This is a genomic window from Paenibacillus alba (genome assembly GCF_013204855.1).
Taxonomy (GTDB): domain Bacteria; phylum Bacillota; class Bacilli; order Paenibacillales; family NBRC-103111; genus Paenibacillus_E; species Paenibacillus_E alba.
In genome coordinates this window covers 513,534-536,333 of the sequence record NZ_JABMKZ010000003.1, presented here as the reverse complement: position 1 = coordinate 536,333, position 22,800 = coordinate 513,534, and the positions used below count along the sequence as shown (strand labels likewise).

The following is a 22,800-nucleotide window of genomic DNA, read 5'->3' as shown; positions in this document are numbered from 1 at the left end:
GCGCCCGGCTTTTTCTTTTTAGCCCTGCAGCTCAGTAAGCCTCGTCTTGAGATCTCGAATAATTCGCAGCTGCTCTGGAGCAGTCTCGGGGCTCCAAGTCCCCTCGCTCATGAGCTGCGCCAACGTCAGCTCCAGCTGGCGCCGCTCGTTGGCCCTCGCCAGCTGCTCCGGCGAGCTTTCGCTTTGTTGTCTCGCTTCCGCATATTCCTCATACGTGCCAGCGAAGGCGATAGGGCTGCGCTCCGCGCTGAGCCACAACAGCCTAGTCGCCAGCTTGCGGATGAAGAAGCGATCGTGCGAGACGATGACCATGGCGCCGGGATAGCGCAGCAGCGCCTCCTCCATGCGCTCCCGCGAATCAATATCCAAATAATTCGTCGGCTCATCCAGCACCAGCAAATTCGCGCCGCTGAAGTAAAGCTTGAGGAAGGCGATCCTGCAGCGCTCGCCCATGCTTAAATCGCTGATGCGCTTGCGCACCGCATCGCCGGAGAAGAGGAAGCAGCCCAGAATCGTGCGCGCTTGGGTCTGGGTCATGGCAGGCAGTGTCAGCAAACTGTCCAGCAAAGTCATGCCGTCGTCGAGATGCTCTAGCTCCTGCGAAAAGTAGCCGATCGACGCTTGGGGGTGCTGCCGCGCTGTGCCGGTAGCGGGCTCCAGCTCTCCGACGAGCAGCTTCAGCAGCGTCGTTTTGCCTGTGCCGTTGGGCCCGAGCACAGCCAGACGGTCGCCGCGGTCAACACGCAGGCTCAGGTCAGTGAACAGCTCGCGGTCGCCGTACCCGAATGCAGCCCGCTCCAAGCTCACCAGCGAGCGGGCTGCGAATTCGCCTGCTCCAAGCTTGACGTTCAGCTGCGTCGCCTCGCGCGGCTTCTCCACCCGGCCCGCCTCTAGGCGCTGCAGCTCTTTCATCTTCGCATTCATCCGCGAGACGTGAGTGCCGGCTCGCGCTTGAAAGTACACACGCTGTATCGGCACTTCAGCCTTCCGGGCGTTCTTCTCGCCCTGGTGGAACCACTGCCGATACGTGCGAATGCTCTCCTCCAGCTGCTCACGCAGAAGCTGCTGCTTGTGGTAGAGCTGCTCCTGCGTCCGCAGCTCCAGCTCTTTCTGGCGGGTATAGGCGGTATACCCGCCGCGGTATTTCCGGCTGCCGGTCGGCGTCAGCTCGACCAAGCAGGTCGCCACACGATCCATGAAATGGCGATCGTGGGAGACGAAGACGACGGTGCCGGAATAGGCGCGAAGCCACGCTTCGAGCCCTTCCAGCGACGCCTCGTCGAGGTGGTTCGTCGGCTCGTCGAGCAGCAGCAGCCGCGGCCCCCGCACCATCAGACGCGCCAGTTGGGCGCGCGTCTTCTGCCCGCCGCTCAGCTGGCCGAGCGGCAGCTCCCACAGCTCGCGGCCAAGCCCGAGCTGAAGCAGCATGCGTTCCACCTGGGTCTCCCAGTGGTAACCGTCCAGTGCCAGGTAGCGATCTGCCGCAACCTGATACTCCGCGAGCAGACGCTCGCTGCAAGCTTCATCCTGCATCTGAAGCTCCAACCCTTGCAAGCTGATCTTCGCAGCCCAGTGCTCTGGGCAGCCAGCCTCGACATAGGCATGTATAGGCACCGCCTGATCTTCCTCCGTCAGCTGCCCCATCCAGCCCCACTCCGCCAGCGGCAGCCTTCGTTCAATTCGCCCCTCATCGGGCTCCAAGGTTCGCTCCAACAGACGGAGCAACGTGGTTTTACCGAGGCCATTGCGGCCATAAATGGCAATTCGCTCCCCCTCATGAACATCGATCTCCACCTGTTCAAAAATAGGTTTTCCTGCAAATTCCTTCCGCAGCTGCACTGCTTTTATCAATAAAGTCATAGACCTGTTCCTCCCTTTTCGTTCGAATGCAAATAACCGTAAGCAGGAGCTCTACGGTCAGGGAAGAACAAGTGATGAATCGGGTATGCAAAGAAAAGCCCTCGAAGGAGTCAGCCCCTTTAGACATACGTATCCTACTCGCTCTACCTGCACAAACGTAGAGTCTGCCTTACAACGAATATTTCGTTTTAGCAGAAATAAGTTAGGCTACATACTTCATTGGTCTAAAGGTACCTCCGAATTCTTCAAGATATTCGTACTATAACATACTACACCTCGCATGCAAGGGGAAAAACAATTATAACCATGTTTACCCGCGCGGTTTAGTTGCCTGACAACGTTTCATTCAAAATGAGCCTTGCAGCCTCCACGGTTTTGTACTACAATTTAATTCGTAATAATTACTTTTAAATTCGATCATAAAGGAGATCTCCTTTTGAGCAAAGTTCCTGTTATTGTACTGAGTGGATTTCTAGGCAGCGGCAAAACAACACTGCTCCTCCGCATGCTTCAAGATGCATCCGCCTTTAACCTTACACCCGCCGTTCTTATGAACGAGCTGGGCAAACAAGATGTGGATGGTCATCTTCTCCAGCAAGCCTCACCTAATGTGAACCTAGCCAAACTGCTCGATGGCTGCATTTGCTGCAGCAAGAAAAGCGAAATCAGCGATTCAGTGAAACAACTGCTTGCGCGCAAGCCGGACATCATTCTTATTGAATTAACCGGTGTAGCCAATCCAGAAGAAATTGTCGATGCCTTGACCGAGCCCCTGCTGCTTCCGCGGGTGAAGCTGCACAAGGTCATTACCGTCCTTGATGCTGAGAATGTGCTTGACTATAACAGCATTTTCGCCTCCGACCGCGAACTCGTCCATACTCTGCGCAGACAAATTGAGGTTGCCGATCTGCTGCTTTTGAACAAAACCGACCTGGTCTCTGACAAACAATTAACATCGATACAAAAAGCAATCCGCAAATCCAATGAGCGTTCTCTGCTGCTGCCAACGACGCATAGTCGGTTTGATTTAGAGCTTGTTTTTGGCCCGCTTGTTTCACAAGAACCCGTGGCTTCCCCAGCACCTGTCTTTAATAAAAGAATGCAATTCCAAGCCCGTAAACCGGCTCAGCCGCCCCATGAACCATCCAGTCATCCGGCGTCTTTCTCACGAATACGTACGCTCACGCTGCCTATCGATGAGCATGTCCTCTTGACACAGCGCATCGTGGATCGTTATTTAGCTAAATGGGGAGCCACTCTGCTGCGCGCCAAAGGCTATTTGCATCTCGGTCCACAGCGAGAATCCGTTCTTATGCAATATGCCGGCAAACGCGTCAATTGGCAGCCCGCCTCTTTTGAGAGCGCGCCCTATCTGGTTCTCATCGGTTTGGATCTTGATATCGAAGCTCTCGAGGCGGACTGGCACCAACGACTGACGGCGTCCCGTGATTAAATCATGCTGCGCAAAAAAAGCAGTCCGCTGAGTTTACCTCGGGCAGACTGCTCATCTATTTTAAGCCAGAATCGATTGAATTTGAATATTTCTTTGCTTGCTCAAGTCCACAAACGCATTGCCTACCTTCACCAGCGGACTGCCAATATCATGAGGATTAATATAAATAACCTCTCCGCGGCGGCCGTCTGATAACAAGACATCGTTGCCAATTAAATGACCGGTAATGTTGCTGAGAAATACAGAAATAATTTCCGGCTCGAATTCTCCGAAGGTGCCTTCCCGCATTTGCTTGATGATTTCATAGAAGGGCATAGGCTCATGATAAGGACGTTTGGAGGACATCGCATGAAAAATATCCGCTATCGCGACAATTTTACTATACACATCAATCTGATCTCTTTTGAGCCCGAAGGGATACCCTCTGCCGTCTTCCCGCTCATGATGCTGAATCGCAACAGACGCTACACGATGCCCTACGCCAACGGTGTCTCTCAGCATTTCGTAACCAAACACCGTGTGCTGCTTAATTACGGTATATTCCTCTTTGGTCAGCTTGCCTGGCTTATTCAGGATTTCGAGCGGGATCTTCACTTTGCCGACATCATGCAGCGTAGCTGCTAGGCTTAGCGTTGCCAGCTCGGCACTACTGAGATTCATCCATTTGCCTATTAATGTCGACAGCGCGCCCACGCCAATATTATGCTGATGTGTATAATCATCCTTGGCCCGCACCGCTTCGAATAGCTCGAAGATGTTCGGATTTTCGGTCAATTGTTGGACAGCTGGAATAATTTCTTCGCGAAATTGATGCACGGGTATTTTGCGACCTGCTTGAATCCCTTGAAATAACTGTTTCGCTTGTTTGACCGTTTGCTGCATAAGAACTTCGCTGGACTCTGTGACGGACTTCGCCGGCATCTCCCACACAATCGAAGACATATCCACGCGATGCATCTGAATGAGTTCCAGCTCTTCCGTTCCGATCGTCGCTTTGGCGGGAATGAGGACAAGGCCGACAGAGTTAACTATATCTTGTTTAACCTTTTTCCCTATGAAGCTCTTCATCAGCAAATCTCCTATGATGTGACTCGTATTTACATTTCTTATTTCATTGTAAACGATACTTTACGATTTACAATAACAAATTACATCAAAATTTGACAAAATATTTTCCTATATATTTCCTTTTCCCTGTTGGACAGGCACAAAAAAGAGAGCCCCCGCCATTGCGCAGCAGCTCTCAGCTGTATTTATGATTGATTCGTGCTAACCTTAATGCTCCACGCGCTCTGGCGACGCACTCGATTTACAATCCGAACAATAACCGAAAATCTCAAACCGATGGCTTTGAATTTCAAAGTTTTCCGGCAAATCCTGCACTAGCTTCATCGGACAGAACTCGAAGGTGACCGTCTTCTCGCAGCTCACACATATCATATGATGATGATGGTGGGAGAGACAACTGGCCTTGAATTTCAAGCCGTCCGTCAAATGAAACTGCTCCAAAACGCCCATTTCGCTGAGCAGTCGAAGATTGCGGTACACCGTATCGAAACTTACACCCGGGTATTTGACTTTCATGTATTCATAAACGTCTTTCGGCGATAAATAGCTTCCCGATTCCGCAAATAACGTTGCCAAACTCCTGCGCTGTTCCGTAATGCGCCAGCCTTTTTGTGCCATGGCTCTTAGCATCTCGTCAATCGTATGCTTATGAGTACCCATTTGCATTACCCCTCTGTCATAAAATGTTCTATTAACATAGTGCCGCAAATCGACCTATTACGTCAAGTAGCGGAGCAGCTGCGACTCTAAAAGTTGTCCTATTCCCCTTTGGAGTCACATAGGTTAAAATAGTAATAATTATCATTAAGGAGTTTTGCGCCAATGCCCACTACCTTGTTTCGAGCCAGCATGCATGTGATTGCAGCCATCTGCTTTCTGTTACTTATGCTTATTTTTTTGAACAAAGATATGCCAACGCTCTCGATGTTCACTTTGGAACACACGCAAGCTTTTAAAACTATCTTCATCAGCATTTTGCTTGAGGCTATTCCTTTCATTTTATTAGGCGTCATCCTCTCTTCTTTGCTGCAAACGTTTGTATCCGAGCAAACCATTCGCCGTTTCATTCCGCAGAACCCTATTCTCGGCATCTTATTCGCTTGTGTGCTGGGCATTTTATTCCCCATGTGTGAATGCGGTATGATTCCTGTCGTTCGGAGGCTGATTCTCAAAGGGATGCCGGTTTATATTGCCGTCGTTTTTATCGTGACCGGGCCGATTATTAACCCGATTGTATTCGCCGCTACCTTCATGGCCTTCCGCAATCATCCATCCATCGCGTATTCCCGCATGGGTCTTGCTTTTGCCGTTGCTGTCATCATTGGACTCGTGCTATTTCGTTTTATCAAAAGCAGTCCACTGCGCATCAGCCGCGCCCATTTCTCCGCTCCGAAAGCCGTTGACGGACACCAGCATCCAAGCGGCGGCGGCTTTTCCGGCAAATTAAACACTTTTTTTGTCCATGCTTCGGATGAATTTTTTGAAATGGGAAAATATCTGGTGTTCGGCTCCCTGCTTACCGCATTGATTCAAATTTTCATGCAGCGCGACAGCTTGCTCGCCATCGGTCAAGGTCCCCTGAGCTCCCATTTGTTCATGATGGGCTTTGCTTACATTCTTTCCCTTTGCTCGACATCCGACGCTTTCGTGGCTTCCTCTTTCCAAACATCGTTTACTTCCGGTTCGCTTCTTACGTTTCTGGTATTCGGTCCAATGCTTGATTTCAAAAGCACGCTTATGCTGCTTTCCGTCTTCAAATCCAAGTTCGTCCTGCTTCTCTCGGTTTTAATCGCTGTTTCCGTGCTTGCCTGTTCATTGCTTTTGGAGCGGTTTACCTAAAACTTGAAAAAGTTCAAGCTCTACAAACAAGGAGGAATGATTATGAGCGCTGCCCGCGTTATGAGCTTTCATTATTTTTTTCGCACGCTTATTCTATTGGGATTTTCCAGCTATATTGTTGTTCTGACCAAAACGGATTCCCTGCAATATTACATAGCCCCGCGCATGATGATATATGTCAAAATCGCTTCCGTCCTTCTTTATGTGATCGCCTGCTATCAAGGCTATATGGCTCTGCGGGCTTATTGGGGCAACCCGGTAGCCTGCGAGTGTGAGCAGCCCGTTTCCCGCTCGGCTTTACGCAACACGGTTGCTTACGGCTTGCTCGTTTTGCCGCTGCTCATCGGCTTTTTGCTGCCGGATACCGCGCTAAGCAGTACTATGGCCGCTGCCAAAGGCATGAATCTTTCCGCCGCCAAATCCAGCATAGCTAAATCCAAAACAACCCTGCTTGCCGATAGCAGCGCTCCAACAAGCTCTGACACATCTAACGAGAAAGCCGCTGCAACTTCGGAGCCTTTACCTTCAGTTCCTCCGCCGAGTTCCAACAACGCTTCAAGCAACGCGACTGCCGCCGCATCGCCCATCCAAGCGACGACCGATGCACAGCTGCAGCAAATGTTCAAGGCCGATAACGAATGGGATGAAGACTTCTCCAAGATCGGGATGATTTTATACAAAAAGGACACTATCGTTGTGAAACCGGACATCTATATGGAGATTCTATCGTCCATCGACCTCTTCAAAAACAATTTTATCGGCAAAAAAATCGAACTGACAGGTTTCGTCTATCGCGAAGACAACATGACCAACAACCAATTCGTCGTTGGCCGCTTTGCTGTCAGCTGCTGCTCAGCCGATGCTACACCATATGGCGTCTTGATTGACTTCCCCACCGCCCAGACTTACGAGAAGGATATGTGGGTTAAAGTTACAGGCACCATCCAAAACGGCAGCTACAACGGAAACGACATCTTTATTATTAAAGCCTCGCAGATCGAGAAAACCGAAAAACCGGCGTCGCCTTACGTTTACCCTAATTTCGAGCCGCTCAAGGAGTTGAACTGAGGACTCTAGTATAAAGCAAAGCAAAGCAAAACAAACAACCGTCAAGGAATGAATACCCCTGAACGGTTGTTTGTTTTTGATAAAGCAGACTTTTCCTCCGCCACGCAATGGCATAACAGTAAATAGATTCCCTCACCCCGCCAACTTTCGCTCCACCGCTTTAGAGCTTCGTCCTTTCAGTGCCACGGCTGTTCCCAGTAGGACAATACCTGTAATCAGGAATACGTACTGAATGCCAATCCATCCCCCCAGAATACCACCCAGCAAAGGACCTGCCACGATGCCGAACTGGCTTGACGATTGGTTCAGACTAACTGCCCGTCCGCGAAATCCAGGCTCTACCTGTTTGACAATAAGAGCGTTCAAGGCCGGATATACCGCTGCAAAAAAGAGCCCATAGCTAAATCGCAGAATACCGAAACCGACAAGGTTATGTATAAAAAGCTGAAGCAAATTACCAACCGCCCCGCCTAGCAGCCCGATAAATAGTATCTTCTCATATCCGATTCGCCCACCGATGATCCCCCAGCGCGGACCCATAATAACCGTAGCTACCCCTACCGCAGAGAAAACAATGCCCGAGCTGAGGGAAGCACTATTCAGGCTTCCTCCGATCTGCACCACATAAATCGTCAGCAGCGGCTCCAAAATCATCACCGACGTCGAGACGATTAAAGTTAATCCGAACAGCCGCATCAGCTGCGGATGGCCTGCCGCTTGTTTCAGATCCTGAATAACACTGGAACGGACGCCCGTCTTTCGCTCGTGAACCTCTTTCACCCCTACAAGGACGATAAAAGCTGAAATTAGCGTAATGATACCGGATGCCACGAAACATTCCCTCAGCCCCATCCAATGACTCAGCACACCGCCTGCCAAGGGACCCAGAATGCCTCCGGCCGCCGTTGATGTCGAAATAACGCCCAGCGCATAACCGACATGCTTCTCTGGCGTATTGGTACCAACCAGCGCGATCGAAGCAGGGCTAAAGCCTGCCATAATCCCTTGAAAAATCCGAACAACAATAAAAGAGAAAAGATCATACACAAAAAAGTTGGCAAAATGCGCCAGCGCTAACCCAACGCCAGAACGAATAAGCATCGGCTTTCGGCCATATGTGTCGGCAAGCGAACCCCAGAAAGGCGCGCACAAGCCGCTAATGAGAAAACTGATAGAAATCGACACGCCCGACCACACCTCTAGCCCACTCTGTATTCCCAAATCATGCTGCAGAAAAATAGGGAAAAACGGTACAGAAAGCGTGTACGCCATATGATTAAAAAATAGCCCCAGCCACAGCATGTAAAGATTGCGTTTCCAGTAGAGCTCCATGCGGCCGCGCCTTCTTTCTATTTTCTATTTTCTATTTTCTATTTTCTATTTTCTACTTCTATTTGCTATTTACAGTTTCTGCTTACATCTTCTACTTACATCTTCTACTTACATCTTCTACTTACATCTTCTACTTACATCTTCTACTTACATCTTCTACTTACAGTTGTTTCTATCGCTCCACATTTCGCCCCCACACAACAAATCATACTATTTCTATCGACTTAATAAATATATGCCTAAATTTACCACCTGCTCCATGCCGGTGTCTAATAGATTTTTTCAATGCAAAAACAGCCTTAACTCACTAAACTTCCCTCTTCATCAGGCCATTCCCCACCTGTAAGGCTGTTTTTCAGCCTTACAGCAGCTGGGCAGCCTATTCGGGCAACTTTAAGACCGAAAAACAGCCTTAACTCACTAAACTCCACCCTTCATTAGGCCAATCCCCAGCTGTAAGGCTGTTTTTCAGCCTTACAGCGGCTGGGCAGCCTATTCGGGCAACTTTAAGGCCGAAAAACAGCCTTAACTCACTCCCCCCTCCTCCTTCATCATGCCATTCCCCACCAGTAAGCTCATTTTCACATTTCACAAAAAAAAGAACCCAAGCATTCTGCTTGGATTCTAATATGTTTCATTTTACAACGCTGTCAGCGGCGGCTTCCAGCTTAAGAAGCTCCGTGCGGACCGCATCCTTGGAGAAATTTTCTCCGATGAAAACAGCCACATCTGGCACGACCCCTTGGGGTGTAATTTTGACAAAGTCCATTTCCCTGTAGGCATATTGGAAAAGAAAGCGGCTTGATGTGTCAGAGAAGCTGAGAATTCCTTTCGCCCGGTAGACCTCTTGCGGCAGCTTGCTTACAAATTCTTCGAAAGCTTGGCTGTCCACGGCACGCTCGAAAAAGTGCGTATATGCCATGACATGGCTGTGAGAATGATGGTGCTCCGCATGGGACGCATGGTCATGGTTATGGTCATGGTTATGGTTATGGTCATGGTCATGATGATGCTCATGATCGTGCACATGGTCCCGTTCCTGATGCGCATCCTCATGCTTACCACCTGCGGACGGCTGAAGCGTGTCCTCTTCTTCTAGCCTTTCAATTAGCCTCATGTCAATTTGGCTGAAAACCGTGTAATGAACAGAGGCAAAGGCGTTCCAATCTCGCACAAGCGCATCCACTTCCTGAAGAGCCTCTGTCTGAAGCAGGTCCGTCTTATTCAGCAAAAGCAAATTCGCACAGCGAATTTGTTCCTGCATCAGCCTATAGGTCTTGCCCCGGCTTGTTCGGCTTAGCTCCAGCAGCTGCGGTGCGTCTACGACGGTAATGACAGCTTTGAGCTCTACTGGAAGAAGAAGCGAAGCATCGGTGACTTCATCAATAATTTCCATCGGATTCGCAATCCCTGTTGATTCAATGAAGATCAGATCAGGCTGCTCATCGGTGACTAGCTCTTTCAGCGCCAACCCCAGATCTCCGCGATTCGAGCAGCAGATACAGCCGCCAAGCAGCTCGGACATCGGCACTTCGCTGGCAACCAATTGTCCATCCAGGTTCACTTCTCCGATTTCATTCATAATGACGGCGGGTTTGCGGCCCGCTTCGGTAAAATGATCAATCGCCTTCGTTAATAGCGTCGTTTTGCCGCTGCCAAGGAATCCGGATAATAGGTAGACGGTAACTCTTTTTGGTGACTTTGGTGACATCTCGTTCGTACCTCCACTCAGCATAAGATAGAGCTGCTGCCTCTAATCCTATGTGGTTCATAATCGTTTACTTCCATCTATTATTCGTAATTATTACCTTTAAGTCAAGAAGTTCTGACCTGAACGTCGAATTTCGCCGAAAGGATTGGCCACTTCCCCACAAGCTGAATAAGAAAAGGAAGCAGCTTGGCCCACAACAGGCTATGGCTCAGATCTGCGGGCTTAAGCGGAAGCTCCAAGCGGTCATAGAGGATAAAAGCAGCCTCCTCGACAAGGGCAAGCGCCAAGTCATCAGGAGCCTTTAAGTTAACGGCTTCCAATCGCGGCAGATAGCGCCCTCGAATCGATTCCGACAATTGATGCTCGGCCAAATGCTCTGAAGCCATAACTTCCCCCATTCCCAAGCTTACAAGACGGGCTGTCTCTGCATCAAAGGCGTGAGGAATACAGTAAATTTCCAGCGCCAAGGCCGCTACGTAAATTTCCCGCAGCAGCTCTTCTTCTTTCGCTTCCGATAATACTGGCTCTTTTAAATAAGCCGCAGCGACTGGTTTAATCGTATCCCAGCTGTTATCTATGCTTTTCATCGTAAACTGCATCATGGCTGCAGCTAGTTCTACTGGGGTAATTTGTTTTTTGTCTGTCTCTTGCATACGGGCTATCCCTCTACTCTCGCTACTTTTTGAAATGAATCGTTAACTGAATGATTTCCGACCGGCTGCCCAGCCGGATAGGCGGTCCCCACGTGCCGAAACCTGAGGAAACGATCGCGTGCAAATTCCCTTTGCGCAAATAGCCCCAATCGAGCTCGAAGAGTCTTCTTGTGATCAAATGATTTGGCGCCATTTGCCCTCTGTGCGTATGACCGGACAGCATCACATCAGCACCAGCGTCTGCCGCTTTATCCAAGTGATAAGGCTGGTGGTCCATTACAATAATCGGCTGCCCCCCATCTGTTTCTTCCAGCAGGGTCGCCAGCGCTTTACGTCCTTCGGCAGTTCGTTCAGCCGCCTTGTCTTTACGGCCTACGATGTACAAGCGGTCCATAATATGAACGGTTTCGTCCATGAGAACCTGAACGCCAATCTTCTTCATTTGTTCCACGAAGGCTGGAATATGTCCTCCAATGTACTCGTGATTCCCGAGCACGGCATAAATCCCGAGGGGAGCCTTCAACTCTCCCATCGTTTTTCCCATCTCATATCGGATAAAAGGCTTAATATCATCGTCAATGACATCCCCAGGCAAAAGAATTAAATCCGGCTTCATCCCATTGACCTGCGCAACCAGCTTGCGCAAATGACGGTTTCCAACGATGGAGCCCAGATGAATATCAGACGCTACGGCGATGCGCAGCTGATCCCAGTCTCCGGCTTTTTTAGCAATGGTGACATCATATTTCCGGATCACAGGGGTACGTGCATTGTAGGAACCGCGAAGCATCAAGAATAGAACGATGGCTACATCAATCCATCCGAGAATCGGCTTGTACGTATCCGGTGAAACCGAGGCCAGATGAAGCACGCCGATAGCCAGATCAGTCAAAGGCAGCAGCAGAAAGCCGAATTGCATCATAGCAAACCAATACGATCCGACTATTTTGAATACTCTGGACACGCTTGCAGGCAGCACACGCGAGCCCACCCATGCCAGCAGGTAGGACAAGGCGACAAGCCAGAAAACAATCCAATACACCCCGGAATGAAACCAAGAGCCCAACTGGTCAGCCAAAAACACCTTCACATGCCAACCGATATAACCGTTCAAACCAAAAATAATTGCCAGTACCATTAAAATGCTGATGATCGTGCGCATTTTCATCTCACTAACTCTCCCATTCTGTTCTTCCATCCTGCTTACAGCAGCAGGCTTAATGGCTCTATACATAATTCATCATCATTGCGAACGTTGCCTACGCGAGTGGATACGGCGTACGCCATCATTTGGTCAGACGGATACGGCCTCAGCAGCGGACGCAGCTTATCGGGGCTCGTGACCTGGCGATCCAACCAAGCAGCCTCCAGCTCTCGCGGCAAAATAACGGGCATCCGCTCATGAATTTCAGCCATCATCTCGTTCGACTCTGTCGTAATGACGGTACAAGTGGATATGCGTGTCCCATCCGAAGCGGTCCAAGTGTCATACAACCCTGCCATGCTAAAAATCTCTCGGCTCCGCAGCATGATCCGCATAGGCTGCTTATGCCTCCCTGTTCCTTTCCAGTCATAAAAGGAATCCGCCGGAATCAGGCAGCGCTTGCGCTCAAACGGCTTGCGGAAGGCTGGCTTCTCGGCGAGCGTTTCGCTCCTGGCATTGAGCATTTGATAGCCGATCTTCTCATCCTTCGCCCACTCGGGAATAAGTCCCCAGCGCAGCTCGCCGAGCTTGTTCTTCTCTCCGTCATGGACAATGGCCATCACTTGCTGCCCTGGGGCTACATTGTACTTGGGGCTGTATCTAGCCGGATACTGGTAATAAGTATCATAACGAAGCATTAGTTCCTCTAGCGTCACAGTGATCGTGTAGCGTCCACACATTCGGTATACCCACCCTTTGCCTCCAAACTCTCTCTCCATTATGTGAAAAAGAAAGACTCCCGTCAATTCGCGCAGCCCGACAGAGGATTCTCTATCGGGCTGCGCGGAACTCTATCATCAAACCTTCTGTTCATCAGCCTTCCGAGCGTTGTTCACGACGGCAAGCAATTGCTCAATGTACCGGGCTGTTCGCACGCTGATCTCGGCGCGCATGTAATCTTTGGCGATCATCAGCGTATCCTCATACCCCCGGCACAGATAGCGGTAGTGAATCGCACGGTCATCCTTATTCTCCTCGAATAACTGGATGCCTCGCTGCATCATCTTCGTTTTGGTTTCGCTGAGATCAGCCAGAATTTGCGCAGCAAGCGCATGGGCCACGCGGGCATAAAGCGTTCGCAGCGTTTCGGAGGATTTTTCGATTTCGCCCGCTTTGCGCTTAATCATCCCGTGCATCAGCGGCAGCAGCACATAGTCGCGTATCACCCCGATATCTTCTGCCGTGGGCCGATTTGCCGGAGCAGGCTTATGGTTGCGTTGGTTTTGCAAAGCTTCCCGATGCTGCGGCAGCATCATGCGGCTGGATTCCCAGAGGCCGTTCTTTTCCAACTTTTTACTCATTTATAATGCCCTCCGATTTTGAGCGCCCTAGTCTGTGCTTGACCTGCGGTCGTCATGGAGGAAGCACGCACAATCGCCGCGTTGCCATATCGATCCTTGATGCTGTCCGTCACTTTTTCCAGTGCTCGCGCCTTGATCTGGTCCTCAAAAAGCGTCAGCTGATACGTATGATCCTCGACGAATTGGCTCAGCATAACACCTGCGCGGCGCACGGGCATCGTATCCCAGAATTTATAGAAAAGCTGCTTCACCGCTTCAAAAACGGTACGGGTATGATTCGTCGGATCGGGCATCTTCATTTGACGTGAAAAGCCGGTCGGCGCATCGAAAGGACTGCACATGCAGCTAACGGTCACAATCGAAGCCATATATCCCTTGCGGCGGCAATCCCGGCAAACCTCCTCGGTAAGCTCCAGCAGGATCGTGTTCACTTCCGAAGACTCCTCATAATCCCGCGGCAGCGTCATCATATGACCGATCGACTTCGGAGCCGTATCGAACGTCGTCGGCGTGACCGGACTGTCATCGAGACCATTGGCCGTTCGCCACATGACTTCGGCGTGAATATCCGACTGCTTGCCGAAGCGGGCACGGAATTTGTTCTTGAGCTGCGGCAGCGACGTTTGGGCCACATCGCCAACGGTGTACATCCCCAGCTTGGCAAAATGCGCAGTCATCCGCGAGCCGACGCCAAACATCTTGCTGACCGGCTGTGTCCATAAGGTTTCTGCAAGCTTTGACGGGTGCAGCGTGTAGACGCCGCTCGAATTCTTTTTCGCCCAAATATCGGTCGCAATCTTCGCCAGAATTTTATTCGAGCTAATCCCGATTCGGACCCTCACGCCCGTTTGCCGGAGCACTTTGCGCTGGATGGCTTCCGCAATAGTTAACGGATCTCCGAAGAGCGGCAAGCTGGCCGTGACGTCAAGAAACTGCTCGTCAATACTAAAAACCTCAACCTGATCGGTAAATTCTTCGTAGATCTTGGTAATCATAAGAGAAATATCAATATAATGCTGCATGCGCGGGCGCATCACGACCAGCTCTGGGCACTTCTTAAGCGCCTCACCCAGTCGCTCTGCTGTAGATACACCATACTTTTTGGCAACAGGGCAGGCAGCCAGAATGATGCCCGACCTCAGCGCAGGATCCCCAGCGACCGCAACGGGTTTATCCTTGAAGCCCGGATGATCCGCCTTCTCAACACTGGCATAGAAGCTCTCGCAATCAACTTATCAAGACCTAATTTAAATTAATGTTGAATTTTGTTGAACTTTATCTTTATTTATATGTATTTGACGATATACCTTGCACTCCGATCAGCTTTTGGTACCAATACACTATCCACTAGGATTGTCTATCTGGTTTCTTTGCATTTTTTATTGCATTTATTGACCATTACTGGACACTTTCGTTTACAAACCAATTATTTATGTTATATAGCTTGTTTAATTGAACTTATAATTTCAACTAAACCAATAAAAAAGCAGCATCTTTTCAAAGATGCTACTCCAATAAAACTAGTATTTTATTTGAAAATATTATTATTAAACTGATTATTATTTAGAAGTAATTGCGTTTTTTCTAAACTTAATTTCGACCCAAGATCACCTGAAATAACTTCGTTCATCACTTTGCTTAATTCATTACTGATAAAACCAAAAACATGTTGTATATACATTGGGTTGTTAGAACTCTTAATATACTGAAACTCAGAAGAATCTGTACCAAGACAAACTTCAATATGTCCCATTAACAATTCATCGTTAATCCATTGATATTCAACTCCATTATCATACTCTATTTTGAATTTATAAACTAATCTTATGGCAACGTAGTATGCTGATCTTACTTTCAAGTAAAGCGTTTCACCAAGAAATGGGCGCAACTTTTCTATCTCAACAGTTTCTTTAATAGAATCAAAACTAGGTATCCATGTACGTGTATCCAATGATTGTAGATCAAAGGGATTTTTCGAACTCTTTTCTTTATATACTTCAAGATATTCTTTTGGCAGCAAACAACTGTAAAAGCTAATTATTGGTGAAATATATCCGCGGATATCTAGATAATTTTCCCACACTTTTTCTATCGCTATTAATCTTTTACTTTGTGATACTTGAAAAATAGCTTGATAATACTCTAAATTCTTTTTCTTTAAATCGTTTATTTGAGCAATATTTGATTTCAAAATCTCAATATCTTTTTGATGTTCTGAGTTAACCTTGACCTTTGTTAATTCTAATTCGTATTTATGTTTTTCAAGTGCTTTATCAAATCGACTTTTAAGCCACGACCCAAGAACAGAAGTAACTAAGGCACTTATGGTCACACTGGTTAATAATATCTTCCAATCAAATGCATTGGTCAAAGCGATTCCTCCTCAATATTAACAAACTTGAAATTATCACCTGTTTCAAAAATTGAATCAATTTCTACTTCTTTAGTTCATAGAGACTATATTACAGGTGTCGAACGATGGTAGGCAGGGGGTTCTCTATATATTGTCAAGAAGAAGTAATTCAAGAAATGATAAATGGTAGGTTCATTTACTCAGCCCAGTACAGCTTGGAAAATCATTTTTAAAAAAACAATCCATTTAATATATCTTATTTTTAATTTAAATATAAATGATTGAAGAACAAGAAAAATATAAATCTCTTAGTTGAAGGGTAGTATAAGGTGTGATTAAACTAAAATCCTTTACTATTTCCTTCAAACTATCTATTATCCTCTCATTTTCTTGTCGCAAAGTTATAATAGTTTCAACCATAGCCTCAGTCCATACAGCAGTACACATTAAATTCTTCAGAAGTAAAGTTCCAAATACCGCACTTGCTCTAGAATCTACAGACCACAGATGCCCTATCACGGATTGGCCTTCTGATGTTATCATTGTTCCTAAACCGGTAAATCCCATAGAATTATATCGAACTGATGATACACTGCTTTGACAGGCATTAAGGACCAAAAGTCTTCTATCCATCCTATCTTTAGGTGATATGTCAGATAACTCTTTTGCTGTAATTGGATTATCTTTTTCAACAAAAAGTAGTGACTTAGTTGGATCATCGGAATCAAAACTTCCGTGACACATAATCCATATTAAATCGTAATCATTACTCGAGTAGTGTTGAATAAACTTACTTTTTATACATTCTTTGCTACCATTAAATATCAATGGTTCAATTTGAAAACTATTTAATATTGACACAATATAATCTTTTTCATTCTGTCCAAAATAAAGATTATCTTCAGGATCACACCAAATCAGAACTTTTTTAATGCTTCTTTGTACATATGGCTTATTACTTGTTAAAGCACTGATTGATCTGCCTATTTCCCCTACTAACATTGGAATGATTGGTGTGTTACTCCATGAAAGTTCAAAAAAACGTATTTCAACATTCTTGGGTAGATCGACTAATATTTTTTTTAGAGCGTTGAGGCCATAAAAATCTATCAATTTGTTTTCATAATCGTTTGAAACATTGACATTATTTCTTCCCATTAAATCAGTGTCGTAATAAAAGGTATCTGGGTCTTCAAGAATAACCATCCATGCACCTTCTATTTCGCTTTGTAATCGAATTATTTCATTAGAATTCAATTCACTACTTACTTGTAAGGCAGAGAACTCGTGTTGTTGGTCAATTAAATAATAAACGTGCTCATTATTAAGATTTGCTATTGCTAAAATAATAGCTTCATTTGGATTCGATTCGTATTTATGATTCGTTTTCCATTGATAAGCCAGTTCAAGAGCGAGATCAGCACGGTTGTTATTAATACAATGTATAACTGTATCAATTATTACTTGACTATGCCGCTGCCTCGCGATTTTATTATAAATTTCATCTTTGAATATAGAATTAATAAGGTTCAAAAACCCTTCGAATGAATTTCTTATTCTCATCTCATCAAATTGAAGTTCATTACCTAGTAGAGTTAATTTGTGTCGAAGTTGATCACCAAATACTCGTTGTTCTCTATCCATTTGAGATGCATCTAAGGATTGGGCTGCAGTTAAGGCATGTGAAATATTTCTTTCAAGTTCAAATAGTGTATAGGCAATATCAAATGCATCACTAGATTTTTTTTGCAGTTCTATATTTAGTTGTTTTTTAAGATCTGAAATTGCTTGATCTAGAACTGTCTTTACAAAGTCAATATCATTGTAGTACTTAGAAAGTACTAAAGCTGCATTTGAAAGATACCTAATATCTTCTGGGGTTGCGAACACACCCAATGTTATATAAAATTGGTTCTTTACATATTTGCTGTACCCTTCATTATTAATATCACCTAAAACAAGGCGTAAACGCATGTTTAACGCTTCGCGCCTCATATAATTTTGACGTACTAATGGAACCTTACTACTGATAAACATTATCCAATCCTTCTCAAACTCTTCATATCTTTCTGGGTTTAGAACGAGATCTCCAGTACCTAAATCTTTACAATATGTTACATGCAACGGATCATAACCTTTAATTAAATATTTGAAAGATTCTCCAGGTAAACCTAGGATTTCGAGTAAAACCGCATATTTGGTACACAAATCCATTGCGAACATCATGATATAAAAGTAAGGCGCTTTTTTCTTTCTCGAAAGATTAGTATTAAAATATCCTTTTGTATTAAGAAACTTATTATTAAATTCGATAAATAAATCAATTAATTTTCCAGTTTGAACTAACTTACTATAGTCCATACTCTGTAACAAGCTTAAAATTACGTTATAAATATCACTTACGATTGTTTCTTTGACACCTTTTTTGGAAATTCTTTTCAGTTCTAGAATCTTTTCTTTATCGATTACTTGTTCATGGATAAGTAGTTCATTGCATACCTTATTAAATTCTATTCTCACTTGTTTTCACTCCATATTTAAGTAATCGCTCACATTTAAATCTCATTCTACCTCAGTGGAATACTTATATTACATGAGAGTACCCCCAAATACGTATTTATGAACTTATTCTCTATAATAATAGTTTTTCCTTTATTGTAACTATCCTGCCTGTTCGTATTAACGCCATCGCCAGTCTAATGGTTTATTTTCCTTAATACTTCGCTAAAAAATGAACTTAAGTAGTGCTAAAGACATACATGTTTCCAGGTATTGGTAGATGCTTTATAATAAAATTGGCATTTAATCGCGGAAAGCAGCGAATTATGGAAGCTTGGGTTAAAGCAACGCTTTTTTTCACTCTCTCCCCCTTTTTGTCATTCTTGAGGAGTGAAACGATAATGGCTACAATGGCAAGAACTTGTCCAATTGAAAGCTAGAATTGAAAATGCTACAAATAGAAGTGCCCATTTGTACATGATCAATAAACCAAGGACACGCAACCCTCAGTTTCCGTTTATCGTCCAACATGCAAGAAACTCTAACGCGATTGCAAATGCTTTTATTTTTAGATATTCGTTGAGAACAAATCAGTACGATATGCCAAATTACTTAGATTCAAAGGAGGATTTTTATGCTTGAAATTACAGGTAATGATATAAAAGAATTAAACGATACAGATCTCAGATCACTTGTTGGCCTTCTTTGTGAAGCAGAGTTACGTTCTGCTGGTTTACCTATCGCAGGGGTTACATGGGGTGGCCATCAAAATGCAAGTGATGGTGGGCTTGATGTTCGTGTTGAGATAACCGCTACTTTACCTAGCGACAGTTTTATACCAAGATCAGGTACAGGATTTCAAGTAAAAAAACCTGATATGCCACCTTCTGAAATCATCACTGAAATGCGTCCGGAAGGCGCACTTAGGCAAGTAATTAAAGATTTAGCAGATGCCAATGGAGCCTACATCATTATAAGTAGCCAAGGATCAACATCGGACTCATCATTAAAAAAAAGAAAAACAGCGATGCAGAATGCAACATCTGATTACGTAAATTCTTCACAGATCAAGCTTGACTTCTATGATCGCGAACGAGTAGCTGGGTGGGTTCGTACACATCCTGCACTTGTTCTATGGGTACGAGAAAAAATCGGAAGGCCAATTCATGGATGGAAAGCATACGATAATTGGGCTAACTGCCCCGAAGGTATTAAAGAAGAGTACATTGCTGATGCACATGTTCGATTATATAATGCTACAAATACAAATCCAGAAGGTATTTCTATAGTAGATGGTATAAATGAACTTAGGAATACACTTAGTCGTCCAAGATCCTCGGTTCGTTTAGTTGGGTTGTCTGGAGTGGGTAAGACTCGACTAATACAGGCTTTGTTTGATGAACGAATCGGTGATATGCCATTAAATCGATCTCAAGTATTTTACTCTGATATTAGTGATAGTCCCTTCCCAGACCCAAGAAATTTCACGGAAAGGTTGATTGCACTCCAGAAGCCAATTGTACTTGTTATTGATAATTGCCCACCGGATTTACATAGACGATTGACTTCCATATGTTCGGTAGCCGGAAGTCTTATTAGTTTGATCACAATCGAGTATGACGTCAGAGAAGATCAACCTGAAGAAACGGACGTTTATCGACTTGAACCAGCTTCAGTTGAATTAATTGAAAAGGTTATGCTTGCACGATTTGGTCAAATTAGCCAAGTAAGCGCACGTACAATAGCTGAATTCTCCGGTGGAAATGCTCGTATTGCTATCGCCCTAGCAAGAACAATTGAAAGAGGAGAGGATATTTCCAGACTAAGAGACCAAGAATTATTTGAAAGGTTATTTTTTCAACGAAACATACCAGACAGCAAATTACAAAAAGCAGCAGAAGTTTGTTCCCTAGTGTATTCATTCGATTGCAGAACTGGAGAAGACGAAAATACTGAACTTACGCTCTTAGGTTCCTTATTAGAAATGAGCGTTCGAGAACTTTACGAAAATATCAGTGAATTGAAACGTCGTGATCTTGTACAACAAAGAAGTAATTGGCGAGCTGTTTTACCTCACGCAGTTGCTAACCGTTTGGCCACAAGAGCATTGGAAAATATCCCGAATAGCGACATCACTAAATTTTTTCTAAGTGGTGGTTCTGAGAGGTTGTTAACCTCTTTCTCAAGACGACTAGGTTATCTTCATAATTCTGCTGCTGCAAAAGAAATTGTACACGATTGGTTATCTAATACAGGCATTTTACGAGATATTAGAGACTTAAATGAACTTGGTATTACTCTGTTTAGAAATATCGCTCCGGTGGATCCTACGTTAATCCTCTCAACTATTGAGAATGTTGCTAATCAAAAAGACGTTGGAAAATTTTTCACTCGAGAAAATAATCATTTTAGATATTTCACACGACTTCTTAGATCAATAGCATATGAACAAGAATTATTCGAAAGATCAACTCATCTTCTGTGTCAATTTGCATTGGCGGAAAACCCAAATGAAAAAAGCGATTCAATAAGAAGTTTATTAAAATCGCTTTTTTATATTTATCTATCTGGCACCCATGCTTCTCCTGTACAAAGATTAAATGTCATTTCCAGATTAATAGAGTCTGATTCAGAAGATCATGCAAACTTGGGCGTTTCTTTGTTAAGTGCGGCGTTGGAGTCTTGGCATTTTAGTTCCTCTTATGATTTCGAATTTGGTGCTCGTGCAAGAGATTATGGCTATTCACCTGAAAATAATGAAAATGTAAAACAATGGTATGAATTATTTCTTGATTACACAGTAGCAATTTCCGTTTCTGAGAACCCAGTATCAATTAAACTTAAGAGCCTTCTGGCTGAGAAGTTCCGAGGTCTCTGGACAAAGGCGGCCATGTATGATGAATTGGAGACTGCTATAGAAGCTATTTCAGCAAAGGCTAGTTGGAGTGAAGGATGGGTAGCCGTAAAAAGCACTAAAAGGTTTGATGCAGAAAATATGGTACCGGACGTAGTATCTAGATTGGATACCATAATCAAACTTTTAGAGCCGACTAATTTTATAGATCAAATCAAATTATACACTCTGTCCGGGTTTAGAACTACTTATGACTTGATCGATGCAGTTGAAGATGAAGGCGGAAGCGCAAGCGATGTTTATACAATGGTAGAAGAAAGAACTCGTACATTCGGACGTGAAGTTGGATCACAAATGGATATTTTTCACGAGCTATTGCCCGAGCTTTTAAGTAATGAGGGTATGAGGATATTTCAATTTGGACAAGGTTTAGCAGAAGGGAATGGTGATCCGAGAAATGTCTGGGGTAAAATTGTGGAACAATTATCTTTAATAGATGAACCTAAACGTAATTTCCAGTTACTGAGAGGTTTTTTAAACACCCTTTCTAAATCAAATAATAATCTATCTGAGGACTTGTTAGACGAAGCTGTTACTAATAAGGTTCTATCTGTGGTGTTTCCATTTATTCAAACCAGTGTGGACATAAGCAAAAAAGGTGTTGCGCGGCTTATGCATTCGCTTGATCTAGGGGTGGCACCAGTATGGGTATATGGAAATTTAGCTTACGGAAAGGCTCATGATGTAATCGATGATGCTGATCTATGTGAATTGCTGAGAAAAATATCCTCCAAAAGTGAAGGTATATATGTTGCTATTGATATTCTTCAGATGAGAATTCACGCAAAGATAAAAGATGATGTTAGTGAATTAATTGCTTCAATAGGACAAGAATTACTCATCGAGTATACATTTTCCGGTAAGAATGCTCCCGGTATAGACTACAAATTAGCAAACATCTTAGAATATTGTTTTGCTAACGAAGCCGCGAGCGAGAATACTCGCATAGTTCTCACAAAAATTACTGAGGCATTGGAGAATTACGACATTTCCACTACAGATTATGATCAAAGCTTATTTTCATTAGCTTCTTCACATCCATTAGTCTTCATTGATGTTTTTCTCGGGAAAAGCGATCATCTTAATTATAGGATAGCCCGATTGTTTTCGGAGGATATTGCGACGCACCGTAATCCGATATTAGCTATCAATGATGATGTGATACTAAAATGGTGTAATGTTAATCCCACCACAAGGTATCCCGTAGCCGCATCAGTTGTTGTGCCATATAGAGATCTTGGCAGCGGACTGCAATGGACACCACTAGCAATGAGTTTAATTAACAATTCCTCCGACCCCATTCTTATTTTAAACAAGTTAAAGTCAAGGTTTAGGCCAACCTCATGGAGTGGATCCCGGGCAGAAATACTACAGTCTCGATTACACCTTTTGTTAGAACTTCAAAACCATGAAAATCCTATCGTTAAGGATTGGGCTATACAACAGGAAAGAGCATTTGTTGAAGAAATCCGTTTAGAACGTGAGGGGGAGTTGAAACATGAAAGGGAGCATAACGAACGATTTGAATAGCCGTTGGGTACATAA

General features: G+C 44.9%; 15 protein-coding genes and 1 pseudogene. 4 read left to right on the top strand and 12 right to left on the bottom strand.

Going from position 1 to position 22,800, the window contains the following annotated elements:
* Window positions 1-18 precede the first annotated feature (18 nt).
* Window positions 19-1,860, bottom strand: a complete 1,842-nt coding sequence (gene abc-f / locus HQN90_RS06005) for a ribosomal protection-like ABC-F family protein (protein ID WP_173216895.1) — start codon at window positions 1,858-1,860, stop codon at window positions 19-21.
* A gap of 436 nt (window positions 1,861-2,296) precedes the next feature.
* Between abc-f and HQN90_RS06000 the strand changes: the two genes are divergently transcribed.
* Window positions 2,297-3,313 carry a CobW family GTP-binding protein gene (locus tag HQN90_RS06000; RefSeq protein ID WP_246362088.1) on the top strand — a complete coding sequence of 339 codons (1,017 nt, stop codon included), beginning with the start codon at window positions 2,297-2,299 and terminating at the stop codon, window positions 3,311-3,313.
* A gap of 60 nt (window positions 3,314-3,373) precedes the next feature.
* Here the strand turns inward: HQN90_RS06000 and HQN90_RS05995 are convergent, their stop codons facing one another.
* Together HQN90_RS05995 and HQN90_RS05990 are read right to left on the bottom strand one after the other, a co-directional pair.
* Entirely contained in the window at window positions 3,374-4,381 is a 1,008-nt protein-coding gene (locus tag HQN90_RS05995) for an HD-GYP domain-containing protein (RefSeq protein WP_173216894.1), read from the bottom strand.
* Between the two features lie 207 nt (window positions 4,382-4,588).
* Window positions 4,589-5,041, bottom strand: coding sequence for a Fur family transcriptional regulator (locus HQN90_RS05990; protein ID WP_173216893.1), 453 nt, complete (start codon window positions 5,039-5,041; stop codon window positions 4,589-4,591).
* A 162-nt stretch (window positions 5,042-5,203) separates the two neighbouring features.
* Between HQN90_RS05990 and HQN90_RS05985 the strand changes: the two genes are divergently transcribed.
* Entirely contained in the window at window positions 5,204-6,220 is a 1,017-nt protein-coding gene (locus HQN90_RS05985; protein ID WP_173216892.1) for a permease, read from the top strand.
* A gap of 42 nt (window positions 6,221-6,262) precedes the next feature.
* Window positions 6,263-7,288 (top strand): TIGR03943 family putative permease subunit, encoded by a 1,026-nt coding sequence (locus HQN90_RS05980; protein WP_173216891.1) that lies wholly within the window; start codon window positions 6,263-6,265, stop codon window positions 7,286-7,288.
* 132 nt (window positions 7,289-7,420) lie between these two features.
* On the opposite strand, the gene HQN90_RS05975 is transcribed toward HQN90_RS05980, so the two are convergent.
* The 9 genes and pseudogenes from HQN90_RS05975 to HQN90_RS39540 form a co-directional block, all read right to left on the bottom strand.
* Complete coding sequence (locus tag HQN90_RS05975) at window positions 7,421-8,620, bottom strand: MFS transporter (RefSeq protein WP_173216890.1); 1,200 nt, start codon at window positions 8,618-8,620, stop codon at window positions 7,421-7,423.
* A 634-nt stretch (window positions 8,621-9,254) separates the two neighbouring features.
* Complete coding sequence (locus HQN90_RS05970) at window positions 9,255-10,331, bottom strand: CobW family GTP-binding protein (protein ID WP_173216889.1); 1,077 nt, start codon at window positions 10,329-10,331, stop codon at window positions 9,255-9,257.
* 104 nt (window positions 10,332-10,435) lie between these two features.
* On the bottom strand, window positions 10,436-10,984 hold the full coding sequence (locus tag HQN90_RS05965; protein ID WP_173216888.1) for a hypothetical protein: 549 nt from the start codon (window positions 10,982-10,984) through the stop codon (window positions 10,436-10,438).
* 22 nt (window positions 10,985-11,006) lie between these two features.
* Complete coding sequence (locus tag HQN90_RS05960) at window positions 11,007-12,152, bottom strand: metallophosphoesterase (protein WP_173216887.1); 1,146 nt, start codon at window positions 12,150-12,152, stop codon at window positions 11,007-11,009.
* 35 nt (window positions 12,153-12,187) lie between these two features.
* Entirely contained in the window at window positions 12,188-12,868 is a 681-nt protein-coding gene (locus HQN90_RS05955; protein WP_173216886.1) for an SOS response-associated peptidase, read from the bottom strand.
* Between the two features lie 117 nt (window positions 12,869-12,985).
* On the bottom strand, window positions 12,986-13,489 hold the full coding sequence (locus HQN90_RS05950; RefSeq protein ID WP_173216885.1) for a YhjD family protein: 504 nt from the start codon (window positions 13,487-13,489) through the stop codon (window positions 12,986-12,988).
* Window positions 13,486-14,718: pseudogene (locus HQN90_RS05945) on the bottom strand (DNA polymerase IV); the annotation flags it as partial. The gene HQN90_RS05950 and the pseudogene HQN90_RS05945, both read right to left, overlap by 4 nt.
* Window positions 14,719-15,017: 299 nt before the next feature.
* Window positions 15,018-15,860, bottom strand: a complete 843-nt coding sequence (locus HQN90_RS05940) for a hypothetical protein (protein ID WP_173216884.1) — start codon at window positions 15,858-15,860, stop codon at window positions 15,018-15,020.
* Between the two features lie 249 nt (window positions 15,861-16,109).
* Complete coding sequence (locus HQN90_RS39540) at window positions 16,110-18,362, bottom strand: CHAT domain-containing protein (protein WP_173216883.1); 2,253 nt, start codon at window positions 18,360-18,362, stop codon at window positions 16,110-16,112.
* 613 nt (window positions 18,363-18,975) lie between these two features.
* Here HQN90_RS39540 and HQN90_RS05930 point away from each other — a divergent pair.
* The gene (locus HQN90_RS05930; RefSeq protein ID WP_173216882.1) at window positions 18,976-22,785 is read left to right on the top strand and encodes a hypothetical protein; all 3,810 of its coding nucleotides are present in this window, start codon (window positions 18,976-18,978) and stop codon (window positions 22,783-22,785) included.
* The last annotated feature ends 15 nt before the right edge of the window (window positions 22,786-22,800 follow it).